This is a genomic window from Arhodomonas sp. AD133 (genome assembly GCF_051195215.1).
Lineage (GTDB): Bacteria > Pseudomonadota > Gammaproteobacteria > Nitrococcales > Nitrococcaceae > Arhodomonas.
In genome coordinates, this window is the sequence record NZ_JBNAZM010000008.1 from 88172 (window position 1) to 103390 (window position 15219).

Here is a 15219-nt window from a genome sequence, read left to right on the forward strand (position 1 = left end):
TGGGGCAAGGCGCGAGGCGCGCGGTGTAGCCGGGCTACATGAGCGGCGAGCAACGCAGACCCCATCGGCGCACAGTCCGGCCCGAAGGGAGCGCCACAGCGGCCCGGTGGCGGCGTTGCGTTCGCTTGACGTGACCCGGCCACGCCGGCGCGAACGCGCCTTGCCCCCGAACCGCTGTGGCGCTCTGACACATGACAATACCTCTGAGAAGATTAGTACTAGGCACGATAGCAAGACGCCTCGCGAGTGACGACGGGGCCAGCCGCTTGCCCTACAATGGCTGCTTCACTTCGTGACAGGACGGGACCACCTTTTCATGAGCGAAGTCGTGCTCATCAATATCTCCGGCCAGGACAAGCCCGGCGTCACCGCCGCGCTCATGGACATTCTCGCCGGTTACGGCGCGCGCGTGCTCGACATCGGCCAAGCCATGGTCCAGGACACCCTGGCCCTGGGCATCCTCATCAAGATTCCGGACGAGGCGCAGAGCGCCCCGGTGCTCAAGGAGCTGCTGTTCGAAGCGCACAAGCTCGATCTGCGCGTGCGCTTCACGCCGGTGGACGAGGCCGACTACGAGCGTGGCCTCAGCGACGAAGGCGCACCACGCCACGTCGTCACACTGCTCGGGCGACGGGTCACCGCCGAGCAGATCGGGCGTATCGGTCACGTGGTCACCGATCACGGGCTGAACATCGAGGACATCGTGCGCCTGTCCGGTCGCAGCGCACTGCATGACGACGACCCGGCGAGCCGTGCCTGCATCGAGCTCACCCTGCACGGCGAGCCGCGGGATCCGGATGCGATGAAAACCGCCTTTCTCGACATCTCGAAGGACCTCGGCGTCGATATCTCGTTCCAGGCCGACAACTTCTACCGCCGCAACCGCCGCCTGGTGGTCTTCGACATGGACTCCACGCTCATCCAGCAGGAGGTCATCGACGAGCTCGCCAAGGAGGCGGACGTCGGCGAGCAGGTCGCCAAGGTCACCGAGGCGGCCATGCGCGGCGAGATCGACTTCGCGGAGAGCCTCTCACAACGGGTCGCGCTGCTCGAAGGGCTGCCGGAGAGCGTGCTCGAACGCGTCGCCCAACGCCTCACCCTCACGGAGGGCGCCGAGCGCCTGCTCAAGACTCTGCGCACTCTGGGCTATCGCACGGCGGTGATTTCCGGCGGCTTTACCTACTTCGGTCGCCACCTCCAGACACGGCTCAATCTCGACTACGTGCACGCCAACGAGCTCGAAATCGTCGACGGCCGCCTCACCGGCCGCGTCGTTGGCCCGGTGGTGGACGGGGCCCGCAAGGCCGAGCTGCTGGGCAACATTGCAGACGAGGAAGGCATCGATCTCGCGCAGGTGATTGCCGTGGGTGACGGCGCCAACGACCTGCCCATGCTCAAGCTCGCGGGACTGGGCATCGCCTTTCACGCCAAACCCCTCGTGCAAGAACGCGCCCGCCAGGCGATCTCCACCCTCGGGCTGGATGGAATCCTCTACCTTATGGGAATGAAGGACGCGGAATTGCCACACTAACCACGACAGGGCCCGCCGCCCGGCTGTGGTGAGCGGGGCCCGAGGGGGAGAGGACCATGCTCGTAGGCGTACCCCGCGAGATCAAGAACCGCGAATACCGGGTCGGGCTCACGCCGGACAGTGTCCGCGAATTTGTCGCCCACGGCCACGAGGTCATGGTCGAGCGTGATGCCGGCGCCGGCGTGGGCTACACCGATGGCGACTACGAGCGCGCCGGGGCCCGCATCGCCGCCGATCCCAAGGAGGTCTACGCCGCCGCTGAGCTGGTGGTCAAGGTCAAGGAGCCGCAGGCGGAGGAACGGCGACTGCTGCGCCCGGACCAGATCCTCTTCACCTACCTGCACCTGGCGCCGGACCCGGAGCAGACCCACGACCTGGTCGCCAGCGGCGCCGTATGTATCGCCTACGAAACGGTCACCGACGAGCACGGCGGCCTGCCGCTGCTCGCGCCCATGTCGCAGGTGGCGGGCCGGCTCGCCGTCCAGGCCGGCGCCCATTGCCTGGAGAAAGTCCGCGGAGGCGCCGGCGTGCTGCTCGGCGGCGTGCCCGGGGTCCGCGCCGCGCGTGTGGTCGTCATCGGTGGCGGCGTCGTTGGCGAGAACGCCATCACCATGGCGATCGGCCTGGGCGCGGACGTCGTCGTGCTCGACCGCAAGGTGGACGTGCTCCGACGCCTCGCGAGCCATTTCGGCCCAGCGCTGACCACCATCTACGCCACCCGCCAGAGTCTGGAGGACCAGGTCCTCGACGCCGACCTGGTCATCGGTGCCGTACTCGTCACCGGCGCGGAGGCGCCGAAGCTCGTCGACCGCGATATGGTCACGCGCATGCGGCCCGGCAGTGTCCTCGTGGACGTGGCCATCGACCAGGGCGGCTGCTTCGAGACCTCCCACCCCACCACTCACGACGAGCCCACCTACACCGTGGACGACGTGGTGCACTACTGTGTGGCCAACATGCCCGGCGCCGTCCCACGCACGTCCACCCTCGCGCTCAACAACGTCACCCTCCCCTATGCCCTGGCCCTCGCCGACAAGGGATTTCCCCGGGCGCTGGCGGAAGACGCGTATCTGCTCGACGGGCTCAACGTCTGCCGCGGGCGGGTGACCTACCGTGCTGTGGCCGAGGAGCTCGGCTATGACTTCCTGCCGCCGCGGGAAGCACTGAAGGGCTGAACCCTCAGCGCCACAACTCCCCGAGCGTCGCCGGAATCGCGAGCCCGTCGGCCAGTGGGTCGTTCGCCTCGACCACGAAACGCGTCTCGCCGACGTAGTGACTGCGCCCGGCGACCGTCACCACGACCGAGCCGTCGTCGGTAACACGGGCGATGCGCCCGCGGAACTCGACACCACTGACGCCCCGGAATCGGCGCTCGGCCCCGATTGTCAGCGCACCACGTGCGTTCGCGAGGGCGAGCCGCGCGGTAACCCCGGATCCGGTGGGGCTGCGATCCACCTGGCCGCCGCCGAACACGCACACGTTGGCGCTGGCTTGCGACTGCTCCGGCGGCACATTGTCGGTGAGAATGGTGCCGTACAGAAAGCCGAGATCCGGCTCATCCGGGTGCCGGACGGTCAGTTGTTCACGCGCGGCCGCGGTAACCTGCCGCGCGGCCTGTACCAGGGATTCGTAGGGGCTGTCGGCCAGGTCCAGACCCAGGCGCGAAGCCGGTAGAATCGCGTAGAAGGCACCGCCGTAGGCGACGTCCACACTCACGCGCCCCATACCGGGGAGATCCAGCGGGGCATCCAGCCGACTCGCGAACGCCGGCACGCTGTCGAACGCCACCTCACCCGGACGGCCATCCCCGTCCGCGGTCACATGCACGGTAACCGGACCGCAGGGACACTCGAGCACGAAGCTGGCACGCCCGTCGACGAGCGTCACGAGCCCCTGATCCACCACGTAGCGCCCGAGCGCTATGGTCGCATGGCCACACATGGTGCTGTAGCCCTCGTTATGGGTGAACAGCACCGCCATGGCAGCATCCGGGTGAACCGGCGCCGTCGGCCAAACGCCGTACATATCGGCGTGACCGCGGGGCTCGTGCATCAAACGGCGTCGCACATGATCGTGACGCGTCATCGCATCGCGGCGGCGCTCGAGCAGCGTCGCTCCCGCAAGCTGCGGAACGCCACCGGTGAATATGCGCACCGGCTCACCGGCCGTGTGCATGTCGACAACCCGGTAATGTGGCTCTTCGTTCACCGCTCCTCCTGGTAGTAGCATTTCACCCGTACGGCAACCGCAAGGCCACCCGGCTAGACCCTTGTCCCAAGCCTCGACGACGTGACCACGACACCTCCGCGCCGCTCTCTGTGCGCTCCGTGTCATGGTAAGCACGCATTTTTTATAAAATATCCAACAATCCTCGAAAAAACAAAGGCGACTCCCACAAAAAAACCCCGCCGTAGCGGGGTTCTTCAAATACCGGGCCGGACGGATGCGGCCGGATACGACTCACTGAGCCTTCTTACGCACCTTCTCCTTGATCCGGGCCGCCTTGCCCTGGCGCTCGCGGAGGAAGTAGAGCTTGGCGCGACGGACATCGCCCTTGCGCTTGACCTTGATGCTCTCGATCAGCGGGCTGTGCAGCTGGAAGACGCGCTCCACCCCCTCGCCATGGGAGGTCTTGCGCACGGTGAACGAGGAGTTCACGCCACGGTTGCGCTTGCCGATCACCACACCCTCGAAGGGCTGGGTTCGCTCGCGGCTGCCCTCCTTCACCCACACGTTCACGAGAACGGTGTCACCCGGCGCAAAGGCATCGGGGCTGCGCCCGGACTTCTCGATCTGTTCTTTCTCAAGCTCTTCGATGACGTTGCTCATGGCCTCGATCCCCTAGCGTTCCGAGTCACCTCGGTACTCGTCGATGAATTCCTCGAGCAGGGCGCTCGCCTGCTCATCCAGCGCCCGCTCCCGTAACAGCTCGGGACGCCGCAACCACGTTCGGCCCAGCGCCTGCTTGCGCCGCCAGCGCTCCACCGCCTGGTGGTTGCCGCCCAGCAGCACCTCCGGCACGCGGCGCCCGTCGATCTCCTCGGGGCGCGTATAATGCGGGCAGTCCAGCAAGCCCGCCATGAACGAATCCTGGTCTGCCGAATCCACGTGGCCCAGCACCCCCGGCACCAACCGGCTGACCGCATCGATGAGCAGCATCGCCGGCAACTCACCGCCACTGACGACGAAATCGCCGATGGAAACCTCGTGATCCACTTCCGAGTCGATCACACGCTCATCGACGCCTTCGTAGCGGCCACACAGCAGCACCAGTCTGGGCGTCAGCGCCAGTTCCGCGACTGCCGCCTGATCCAGCGGACGGCCCTGTGGGCTGAGATAGACCACTGAAGCCGGCCGTTCATCCGCCGCACGTGCCGCCCGGATAGCGTCACGCAGCGGCTGCACTTTCATCACCATGCCCGGGCCGCCCCCGTAAGGGCGGTCATCCACCGTTCGGTGGCGATCCGGTGCATAGTCGCGCGGGTCCCAGCCGATCACCTCGATGAGCCCTGCTTCCTGCGCACGCCGGGTGACACCGTAGTCGGTCACCGCCCGGAGCATTTCCGGGAAAATCGTGACGACGTCGAAGCGCACGGTCAGTCGTCCGGGTCCCAGTCGACCTGCATGCGACCGGCGTCGAAATCCACGTCGAGAACGTAAACGTCCGGCACGAATGGAATCAGACGCTCGCGTTCACCGGCCACGACCAGCACATCGTGGGCGCCGGTCTCGATGAGGTGATCGACCGTTCCCAGGTCGATCCCTTCGAGATTGCCAACTCTCAGGCCGACAAGATCGGCCCAGTAATACTCGCCGGGTTCGGCAGGCGGCAGCTTGTCGCGGGTCACTGCGACCTGCCGGCCAATGAGCGTGCGCGCCGAATCACGGTCGGATATGCCCGCGAGGCGCGCGATCAGCCCCTTACCCTGACGACGGCCGCCGGTGACCTGCACCGGCGGCCAATCCCCGGACGGCTGCGCCAGCAACCATTCAGGGAATTCGAGAATGTTCTCCGCCGGGCGGGTCCAGGAGTACACCTTGACCCAACCCTGAACCCCGTGGACTCCGACGATCTCCCCGAGCACGATCAAGGTGCCCGCCTGCGGCCCACACTGGTTCATGCCGCCCTCGGCTGTCAGGCGTCAGTGGCCTCGGCCGCGGCGCCCTTACGGGCCTTGCGGATCAATCCCTCGGCACTCTCACTGGGGCGCGCGCCACGCTCGAGCCAGTGGTCGACGCGCTCGAGGTCCAGCTTCAGCGACACCTCCTCACCGGCGGCGACCGGATTGTAGAAGCCGAGCCGCTCGATGAACCGGCCGTCACGCGGGTTGCGACTGTCGGTCACGATGAGGTGATAGAAGGGCCGCTTCTTGGCGCCGCTGCGTGCGAGACGAATGGTAACCATCGCGTTCGTTAATCCCCTTTGGTCGGCGAACGGAATCTGCCAACGGATGTAAAACCGGGCATTCTACTTAATTTTCAACAAATGTGAAGGCTTGGCGAGACACCTTCACCGCCCGAAACCGGGCGGCAGGCCACCGCCACCGCCTGGCGGGAACCCGCCACCCCCGCCGGGCAAGCCACCACCGCCGGCACCGAGCTGGCGCATCATTTTCTGCATCCCGCCCTTTTTCATTTGTTTCATCATCTTCTGCATCTGCTTGTGCTGCTTGAGCAGGCGGTTGACGTCCTGCACCTGCTGCCCTGCGCCCCGGGCGATGCGGCGCTTGCGTGATCCGTTGATGAGCTCCGGCTTGTGCCGCTCGCGCGGTGTCATGGAATCGATGATGGCGATCTGCCGGCGGACCTGACGCTCGTCCACCTGACCCTGCATCTGCGCGGTCATCTTGCCCATGCCGGGGAGCTTGTCCATGAGCCCGCCGAGCCCCCCCATTTTCGTGATCTGCTGCATCTGGGAACGCAGATCCTCCAGGTCGAAGCCCTTACCCTTCTTGAGCTTCGCGGCCATCTTCTCGGCCTGGCCCTTGTCCACGGAGCGCTCCACGTCCTCGACGAGGCTGAGCACGTCGCCCATGCCGAGGATGCGCGAAGCCACCCGGTCGGGGTGAAAGGGTTCGAGCGCATCGGTCTTCTCACCAACGCCCAGGAACTTGATGGGCTTGCCGGTGATATAGCGGATGGACAGCGCGGCACCGCCGCGGGCGTCGCCGTCGGTCTTGGTGAGGATGGTGCCGGTGAGCGGCAGCGCCTCCCCGAACGCATGCGCGGTGTTGGCGGCGTCCTGGCCGGTCATGCTGTCGACGACGAACAGCGTCTCCACCGGATCGAGCGCTTCGTGAACGCGGCGTACCTCGTCCATCATTGCCTCGTCCACGTGCAAACGGCCGGCGGTGTCCACGAGCAGCACGTCGTAGTACTGCTTGCGTGCCCGCTCCAGGGTGTTCTTGGCCGCCTTGACCGGGTCATCGCTGGAGGCAGTGGGCTCGAAGTCGATCCCCACTTCCCCCGCCAGGCGTTCGAGCTGGTCGATAGCGGCCGGACGGTAGACGTCCAGGGAGACGGTGAGGACCTTCTTCTTCTGCCGCTCGGTGAGCCAGCGTCCGAGCTTGGCGATACTGGTGGTCTTGCCCGACCCCTGGAGACCGGCGACCAGCACCACCGCGGGTGGCCGCGTGGAGAGGTCCAGGGCGTCATTGCTCTCGCCCATCACGCGCACGAGCTCATCGCGCACGATCTTCACGAACGCCTGCCCCGGGGTGAGGCTCTTGCGCACTTCCTCACCCATGGCGCGTTCGCGCACGTCGCCGACGAACGCCTTGACCACCGGTAGCGCGACGTCGGCCTCGAGCAACGCCATGCGCACCTCGCGCAGGGTATCCCGGATATTCTCCTCGGTGAGACGGCCCTGCCCGCGCAGGCGCTTGCTGATCGCCTCGAGGCGATCGCTGAGATTGCTGAACATGGCGCGTTTCCGTTGCTGGTATCCGCCGATAGACCCGGCATTGTACTAGGGCCCGTTCACGATTCCCAAGCGCGCGGCACCGGCCAGTCCGGGACCGGATCGCACCCAGCCGGCGCCGGGCCGTGGTTCGGCCATGCCCGTGAAACGCGCCCCCGGGAAAGGTGATGCGAAACAAGGCCACGAAGCCGGGACTCGAACCGCCCGCGCAGGTGTGCGATGATCCCGCCCAATCCACACACCGCATCGGCGCGGATGATTCACCCAGCACTGACACTGATCGCTTCCGTTCTCTACCTGGCAGCGGGAACCGGGCTGACGCTACGGCTCATACACCGGCCCGATACCGCCACGCTGCGGCGTGTCTCGCTGGCCGGCGCCGGCGTGGCCGCCGCGCTTCACGCGGTGGTCGTGTGGCAGACGACGTGGCAACCCGGCGGGCTCAACCTCGGCCTGTTCAACGTGGCCTCGCTGATCGGCTGGCTAATGACGGCTCTGCTGCTGATCACCACGGTGCGACGGCCAGTGGAGAATCTGGGCATCCTGGTGCTGCCGCTCACCGCGGTCGCCACGCTGGCCAGCCTCGCACTGGGGCAGCCGCGCGCAGTCAGCGCACCAGCGCTTGCGGGCGTGGACATCCACATTCTGCTTTCCATCACCGCCTACAGCATTCTCGGCATCGCCGCGGCGCAATCGTTGCTACTCGCGGTTCAGGAGTACCAGCTCCGCCACCGCCACCCCGGCGGGTTCATGCGGATGCTCCCTCCCCTGCAGAGCATGGAGGTGCTGCTGTTCACGATGCTACGTATCGGCTTCGTGATCCTGACGCTGGCGATCGCCTCCGGATGGCTTTTCGTGGAAGACCTGTTCGCCCAGCACCTGGTGCACAAGACCGTACTGTCGCTGGCCGCGTGGGTCATGTTCGCCATCCTCCTGTGGGGCCGGCACCGCTACGGCTGGCGCGGACAGACCGCCGCACGCTGGACGCTGGGGGCGTTCCTCGTGCTCGCCCTGGGATTCTTCGGCAGCAAGTTCGTCCTCGAGCTAGTGCTCGGCGCCTGAGACGCGAGCGGCCCGCGGCAACGCCAGGAGACGACCTTGGAAGAAGTCCCCTTATACGCACTGTTCAGCGTACTCGTGATCTCGCTGATCCTCTCCGGATGCTTCTCCGGATCGGAGACGGCGCTGATGACCCTAAACCGTTATCGCCTGCGCCATCTCGCCCGGGGCGGCCATCGTGGCGCGCGTATCGCCGACCGGCTGCTGCAGCGCCCGGACCGCCTGATCGGCGTGATCCTGCTGGGCAATAATCTCGTCAACATCCTCGCCGCGCAGATAGCGACGGTGATCGCCCTGCGTCTTGGCGGCGAAAGCGCGCTCGCCATCGCCACCGGGTTGCTGACGGTGGTCATCCTGATCTTCTCCGAGGTGACCCCCAAGACACTCGCCGCACTCCACCCGGAGCGGGTCGCCTTCCCGGCGTCGTTCGCCCTTGCGCCGTTGCTGCGTGTCTTCTACCCGGTGGTCTGGTTCATCAACAGCATTGCCAACGGCATGCTGCGCGCAGCCGGCGTGAAGATCGAGGACGGCTCGGAATCGGCCATGAGCCGCGAGGAGCTGCGCACGGTGGTCAACGAGGCCGGCGCCATGATTCCACGGCGTCACCAGCGCATGCTCACCAACATCCTCGACCTGGAGAAGGCCACGGTCGAGGACATCATGATTCCGCGCACGGAGATCGTGGGCATCGACCTGGACGACGACTGGGACACCATCCTCGGTCATCTCACCAACGCCCAATACACCCGGATGCCCGTCTACCGCGGCTCCATCGATGCCATTGAAGGTATCCTCCACGTGCGCCGCGTTCTCTCACGGGTACTCAGTGGCGAGCTCACCCGCAACGAGCTGATTGCCGACATGAGCGAGCCCTACTTCGTGCCCGAAGGCACGCCACTGCATGTCCAGCTGCTCAATTTCCAGGCGCGACGCCAACGCAGCGGCCTTGTGGTGGACGAGTACGGCGACATCATGGGGCTCATCACACTGGAGGATTTGCTCGAGGAAATCGTCGGCGAGTTCACCACCGACCCGGCCGAGGCGGTGCGGGACGTCCACCCGCAGGCAGACGGCTCTTACCTGGTGGAGGGCAGTGCGAGTGTGCGCGAGCTCAACCGGGTGCTCGGCTGGGAAATGCCCACCACCGGCCCGAAGACCCTCAACGGTCTGATCCTGGAGCACCTGGAGAACATTCCGGAACCCGGCACCAGTCTTCTGCTGGGTGGCTTTCCGGTAACCATCGTCCAGACACAGGGTAATCGCGTTAAGATCGCCCGTATCCAGCCGCGCTTGCTGCGCGGCAGCGCCGACAACTGAGTGGGCGACCTGCCTGCAGACCGGCGCTCGCGGGTACGGGCGGGTGTGAACACCGCGCGTACCCGCGATCGGCTTCAGCCGCTACGCCGCCAGGTCGTCCCCTCGGGGCCATCCTCGATGACGATACCCCGCGCCTGGAGGTCGTCCCGGATAGCATCCGCCCGGGCGAAGTCCCGGGCCTTGCGTGCGGCGGCGCGCTCGGCGATCAATGCCTCGACCTCGGCGGCATCCGGCCCCCCTTCGCCACCGGACTTGAGAAATTCGTCCGGCGCCTCGCCGAGCAACCCCAGGCTACCGGCGAGCTCGCGTAGCAGTGCCCCTAACCCTGATGCCCGGCTGTCACCGGCTTTGCGTGCGCGGTTGAGCTCCCGCGCCAACTCGAACAGCACGGCAAGGGCCTCGGGCGTGTTGAAGTCGTCGTCCATCGCCGCATCGAAGCGCTCGCGCCATTGCCCGGCCTGCGTATCGACCGGCGCATCGGGCAGGCCCCGCACCGCCAGATACAGGCGCTCCAGCGCGCCGCGGGCATTGGCGAGGGCGTCGCCGGTGTAGTTGAGCGGGCTGCGATAGTGGCTGGTAAGCAGGAAATACCGCACCACTTCCGACGCATGCACTGCAACGATGTCCCGCACGGTGAAGAAGTTGCCGAGGGATTTCGACATCTTCTCGTCGTCGATGCGCACGTGGCCGTTGTGCATCCAGTAATTGACGTAGGTCTCGCCGCAGGCTGCCTCGGACTGGGCGATCTCGTTCTCGTGATGCGGGAACTTGAGGTCCAGGCCGCCGCCATGGATGTCGAAGTGTGGCCCGAGCGCCGCCGTGGACATGGCCGAGCACTCAATGTGCCATCCCGGGCGGCCCTCGCCCCAGGGCGCCGCCCAGCTCGGCTCGCCTTCGCGGGCATGCTTCCAGAGAGCGAAATCGGCCGGGTCCCGTTTGCTCTCCCCTGGCTCGATGCGGGCACCGGCGCGCAAGTCATCGAGGCGCTCACCGGAGAGCCTGCCATAGCCTTCGAACCGGGAGACGTCGTAGTAAACGTCGCCGTTGTCGGCCACGTAGGCATATCCGCGGTCGATCAGACGCCCGATCATCGCGATGATCGCTTCCATGTGGCCGGTCGCACGCGGCTCCGAGTCCGGACGCAGGCAGCCCAGCGCGTCGGCATCCTCGTGCATCGCGGCGGTGAAACGCTCCGTGAGCGCCTGCGGGGACTCGCCGCTCTCGGCGGCCCGGGCGATGATCTTGTCATCCACGTCGGTGATGTTGCGCACGTAGGTGACATCGTAGCCTCGCCGGCGCAGATGCCGCACCACCGCGTCGAAGACCACCATGGCACGCGCGTGGCCCAGGTGGCAGTAATCGTAGACGGTCATGCCGCAGACATACATGCGCACCTTGCCCGGCTCGATGGACTCGAACGGCTCCTTGCGATTGGTAAGGCTGTTGTAGATCTGCAGCATGAAGGTTAATTCCGGATTTGACTGTCTGGATACGCGGGCCCGGCGCCGCTCTAGTCACGGCACGCGAACCGCATCACTGCGATGATTCCACCCAACGGCGGGCTGCAGCCAGGCGCCCGGCGACCCGCTCCGCGCCCATCAGCGCCACCGCCTCCCCGAGGCCCGGCCCGTGTGGCACCCCGGTGAGCGCGACACGCAACGGCATGAACAGGCCCTTGCCGCGGCGGCCGGTGCGCTCCCCTAGCGCGCGGGTGAAGGCTTTCCAGTCCACGCCGGTTTCGGCGAGAATCGCCTCGGCCTCGGCACAGAACGTCGCCCCGGCTTCCCGAAGCGGCTCGGGCTCTTCCACCCTCAGCGTACCGAATAACCGCTCGGCCCAGGTCCTCATGTCCGCCGGGAAACGGATATTCGGCTGCACCAGCGCGACGAACCGCTCGCGTAGCGCCGCGGGCACCGGGGTATCGTCGCCGAGCCAGGGCAGCAGCTCCCCGGGGCCCGCCGCCGCGACTGCCTCTGCCTGCCAGCGCTGGAGCTGCGCGGAATCGAAGCGCGCCGGCGCCCGCCCCAGGCGGGCGATCTCGAACGCCTCCGCCAGGCCATCCATGTCGAGCAGTGCACCTTCCGCCGGCGTGTGCCCGAGACGCGCAAGGTAATTGGTGATCGCCGCGGGGAGATACCCCGCCGCGCGAAGCTCCTCGAGAGAACGGCTGCCATTGCGTTTCGACAGCGGCGCGCCATCCGCCCCGACGATGAGCGCCAGATGACCGTAGCTCGGGACAGGCAGCCCCATGGACTCCAGCAAAAGCTGCTGGCGCGGCGTGTTGGTGAGGTGGTCCTCGCCGCGCAGCACGTGCGTTACGCCCATCAGCGCATCGTCCAGCGCGTTGCAGAACAGAAACGAAGCACTGCCGTCGGTGCGCTGAATCACGAAGTCGCCGAGGTCATCCGTTGCAAAGCGTTGCTCGCCGCGTACCAGATCCTCGAACACCACGGTTTCGCCGGCGGGCACGCGAAAGCGCAACGTCGCCGGCTGCCCGGCGGCGAGACGGGCCTGTGCCTCGTCAGCGCTCAATCGCGCGCAGGTGCCGGGATAGCGCGGCGGCCGGCCGGCGGCCCGCTGGGCACGGCGGACCCGCTCGAGATCCTCGCGCGTACAGAAGCAGGGATAGGCACGCCCGCTCTCGCGCAGGCGCGCGTACCAGTGATCGTAGATCGCGCCCCGCTCGGACTGACGCGCGCCGTCCGCGGGTATCACGCACCCGGGCCCCTCGTCCCAGCCGAGTCCCAGCCAGCGCAGCTCCGCGAGCAACGAGCGTTCGTGTTCAGCGCCGCTTCGCTCGGCATCGGTATCCTCGATACGCACGAGAAAACGCCCGCCACGGTGGCGCGCCAGCAGGGCATTGAACAGCGCTGTGCGCAAATTGCCCAGATGCATGCGCCCGGTCGGGCTCGGGGCGAAACGGGTCCTTACCAGAGGCTCAGTCATAGCGGCGCAATGGTAGCGGAAAGCGCGTTGGCCACCAACCACGCGGGAATCAACCGGCGCCCCGGGGGTGGCGCAATTGCCGCTCGCGTGGGCCCTTCCGTGAGTGAGCACCGCCGTCACCCCGGGGCAGTCGCATACCTATCGCCGACCGAAGGGTTTGACACTGCCGCGCTGCCGCGCAGAATGGCGGTGATGCCCACCCTGACCAGGGAATGGTCGCGATCGCTTGGAGTTGCATCAGTCATGTCGCGAACGCCCCGAGGGGCCAAGCAGCACGTACGCTACGTGCACGGTGACCTGCGCGCCATGCTCCTGGCCGCCGATCGTCCCGTGATGGTCGCCGTCGCCGGCGACAGCGGCAGCGGCAAGACCACGTACGCACGGGGCATCGAGCGGCTGCTCGGCGCCGACATGGTCGCGCGGCTCAGGCTCGACGGCTATCACAAGGAAGACCGCGCCGCCCGGCGCCGCAGCGGGCGTTCGCCACTGGATCCACGAGCGAATCACCTGCCGCTGGTGCGCGAGCATCTCGAGGCGCTACGTCATTGGCAGCCCGTGGACGCCCCCACCTACGATCACGTATCCGGGCGCTTCGGACCCACCGAGGTTTTCCATCCGGCGCCGGTGATCCTCGTCGAGGGCCTGCATGCGCTTTATCCGGAATTCCTGCCGTACATGGACTTCCGGCTGTTCGTCGACCCGGACCGCGACGTCAAGCGCCGATGGAAGCTCGAGCGCGATGTCCGCGAGCGGGGGTATCGGCCTGATGAAGCACGCGCCGAGATGGACCGGCGCGAGGCCGAGTACCAACGCTGGGTGGACTTCCAGAAAGCCAACGCCCACGTGATCGTGCGCATCAACGAAAGCGAGCTGCGCGAGCTCGCGATCGACGAGCTCACCGGGCAGGTGCCTGAGCACTGCCATCACATGGAGGTGATCGTCACGCCCACCGAGGTACCGCTGCCTTCACTGAATCTGCCCGTGGACCTGAACAACATGACGCAACGCCAGGCGATGCCGTTCATGCTGGCCAACGTTCCGAGCAGCTTCTGGGGCCGCCCCGTGAACGTCGTCCACATCGACGGCACGATGCCGACCGAGGCGTTGCGCGAACTCGAGGCGGACATCATGCGCCTGACCGGTATTCGTTTTCCGCGGGAGCCCGAGGATCCGCAGGTCAGTGAGGCACCGACCATCGTGTTCACGCAGCTGCTGGTGGCCTGGCCGTTCCTCGGCCACGCCCACGCCCTGCTCCGCCAGCGCCACGGCGACGCGGCGACGCGCATCGATGCCGATGCCGAAGAGTGATCCAACTCTGCAGTAGGAGAGCCCTATGGCGCGCAAGCGCAGCGGTGAAGAGATCGGTCAGCGTCTACGCGAGCTGCTGATCCAGCAGGAGGACCTCAGAGGTCAGCTTGCCGCGCTCACCCAGCGCATGTCCGACGAGGTGGGTGCGCTGGAACAGCGCGACGGCGCGGTCTCCCCCGATCCGGCCGAACGCCGGATCAACATGGACCAGGTACTGGACCTGCTCGGACACCTCTCGGTGGCACCGACGGAGTCGGATGCCTCGGAAGTGATCGTCTCGGCGGCACGACACCTGTTGCCCGGCACCCGGGGGGCGCTTTGCCTCACCGCCGGCGACGGCCAGGATATGGCCGTGGTCGGCGTATGGGACGCCGAGGACCAATGGAACCGCCCGTACAACCGCCGCAGCGAAGGCAACCCGCCGCAGCGACTGAGCAACCGGGTTTCCGCCGGCCCCACCGGCCAGGGCTGGGTCTTCCCGGTGCTCGGGTTCGGGCTGCGCGTTGGAGAGCTGCGGGTGTGGCCGGAGGACGGTGCGGCAGCACCAGCGGTACTGGAAGGGCGCTGCGAGCTGCTGGCGCGCAGCGCCGGTCTGGCGCTCGCCGGCATGATCCTGCAGCGCCGGCTGCGCGAGAACACGGTACACGATCCGCTTACTGGGCTGTTCAGCCAGGCCTACCTGCGCGAGACCCTGCCACGGGAGATTAGCCGTGCCGCCCGCAAGGGCACCCGTACCGCTGTGCTCATGCTCGACATCGACCGTTTCAGCGTCTTCAACGACCGCCACGGCCCGGATGCCGGCGACCGCATGCTCATCGCCATCGGCGAGGCCCTGCTCAGCCGCGCTCCCGAACGGGCGGTGTGCGCACGTTATTCCGGCGAGCGCTTCGCCGTGCTGGTCCCGGACGAAGACCTGGAAGGCGTGCTGAGACTGGCGGATGCACTGGCCCGGGACATCGCCGGTTTGAGACTCGACGGCCTTCTAGCCGAGCCCGGGGGCGTCACCGTCTCCGGTGGCGTGGCTGTCGCGCCACGCCACGGTGACGATGCTGCCGCCCTTATCACGGCCACCGAAGCCGGCGTCTTCGCGGCGCGCCAGGCTGGCGGCGCCTGCATTCGCGAGGGCGGACGGGTATAA

Annotated in this window: 14 protein-coding genes; 6 read left to right on the forward strand and 8 right to left on the reverse strand. The window is 67.0% G+C overall.

The window, feature by feature from the left end:
• Nucleotides 1–316: 316 nt before the first annotated feature.
• Together serB and ald are read left to right on the forward strand one after the other, a co-directional pair.
• Nucleotides 317–1531, forward strand: a complete 1215-nt coding sequence (serB, locus tag ACPEES_RS07185; protein WP_435102531.1) for a phosphoserine phosphatase SerB — start codon at nt 317–319, stop codon at nt 1529–1531.
• 56 nt (nt 1532–1587) lie between these two features.
• Nucleotides 1588–2706: an alanine dehydrogenase gene (ald, locus tag ACPEES_RS07190; protein WP_435102533.1), complete on the forward strand. Its 1119-nt coding sequence runs from the start codon at nt 1588–1590 to the stop codon at nt 2704–2706.
• 4 nt (nt 2707–2710) lie between these two features.
• Here the strand turns inward: ald and ACPEES_RS07195 are convergent, their stop codons facing one another.
• The 6 genes from ACPEES_RS07195 to ffh all read right to left on the reverse strand — a co-directional run bounded on the left by ACPEES_RS07195 (nt 2711) and on the right by ffh (nt 7454).
• The gene (locus ACPEES_RS07195) at nt 2711–3739 is read right to left on the reverse strand and encodes a proline racemase family protein (protein WP_435102535.1); all 1029 of its coding nucleotides are present in this window, start codon (nt 3737–3739) and stop codon (nt 2711–2713) included.
• A 252-nt stretch (nt 3740–3991) separates the two neighbouring features.
• Nucleotides 3992–4360 carry a 50S ribosomal protein L19 gene (gene rplS, locus ACPEES_RS07200; protein ID WP_435102537.1) on the reverse strand — a complete coding sequence of 123 codons (369 nt, stop codon included), beginning with the start codon at nt 4358–4360 and terminating at the stop codon, nt 3992–3994.
• A 12-nt stretch (nt 4361–4372) separates the two neighbouring features.
• Nucleotides 4373–5125, reverse strand: a complete 753-nt coding sequence (trmD, locus tag ACPEES_RS07205) for a tRNA (guanosine(37)-N1)-methyltransferase TrmD (RefSeq protein ID WP_435102539.1) — start codon at nt 5123–5125, stop codon at nt 4373–4375.
• A gap of 2 nt (nt 5126–5127) precedes the next feature.
• Complete coding sequence (gene rimM / locus ACPEES_RS07210; protein ID WP_435102541.1) at nt 5128–5652, reverse strand: ribosome maturation factor RimM; 525 nt, start codon at nt 5650–5652, stop codon at nt 5128–5130.
• A 14-nt stretch (nt 5653–5666) separates the two neighbouring features.
• Nucleotides 5667–5936 (reverse strand): 30S ribosomal protein S16, encoded by a 270-nt coding sequence (gene rpsP, locus ACPEES_RS07215; protein WP_435102543.1) that lies wholly within the window; start codon nt 5934–5936, stop codon nt 5667–5669.
• Between the two features lie 105 nt (nt 5937–6041).
• Entirely contained in the window at nt 6042–7454 is a 1413-nt protein-coding gene (gene ffh / locus ACPEES_RS07220; protein ID WP_435102545.1) for a signal recognition particle protein, read from the reverse strand.
• A 252-nt stretch (nt 7455–7706) separates the two neighbouring features.
• Here ffh and ACPEES_RS07225 point away from each other — a divergent pair, with 252 nt between their 5' ends.
• Complete coding sequence (locus ACPEES_RS07225) at nt 7707–8513, forward strand: cytochrome C assembly family protein (RefSeq protein WP_435102547.1); 807 nt, start codon at nt 7707–7709, stop codon at nt 8511–8513.
• Nucleotides 8514–8549: 36 nt separating this feature from the next.
• Nucleotides 8550–9827 carry an HlyC/CorC family transporter gene (locus ACPEES_RS07230; protein WP_435102549.1) on the forward strand — a complete coding sequence of 426 codons (1278 nt, stop codon included), beginning with the start codon at nt 8550–8552 and terminating at the stop codon, nt 9825–9827.
• Between the two features lie 74 nt (nt 9828–9901).
• Here ACPEES_RS07230 and cysS read toward each other — a convergent pair whose 3' ends face one another.
• Complete coding sequence (gene cysS, locus ACPEES_RS07235) at nt 9902–11287, reverse strand: cysteine--tRNA ligase (RefSeq protein WP_435102551.1); 1386 nt, start codon at nt 11285–11287, stop codon at nt 9902–9904.
• 73 nt (nt 11288–11360) lie between these two features.
• A complete protein-coding gene (gene gltX / locus ACPEES_RS07240; protein ID WP_435102553.1) occupies nt 11361–12773 on the reverse strand; it encodes a glutamate--tRNA ligase in 1413 nt (470 codons plus the stop codon).
• A 243-nt stretch (nt 12774–13016) separates the two neighbouring features.
• Here gltX and ACPEES_RS07245 point away from each other — a divergent pair, with 243 nt between their 5' ends.
• Together ACPEES_RS07245 and ACPEES_RS07250 are read left to right on the forward strand one after the other, a co-directional pair.
• On the forward strand, nt 13017–14081 hold the full coding sequence (locus ACPEES_RS07245) for a phosphoribulokinase (protein ID WP_435102555.1): 1065 nt from the start codon (nt 13017–13019) through the stop codon (nt 14079–14081).
• A 25-nt stretch (nt 14082–14106) separates the two neighbouring features.
• Entirely contained in the window at nt 14107–15219 is a 1113-nt protein-coding gene (locus ACPEES_RS07250; protein WP_435102557.1) for a diguanylate cyclase domain-containing protein, read from the forward strand.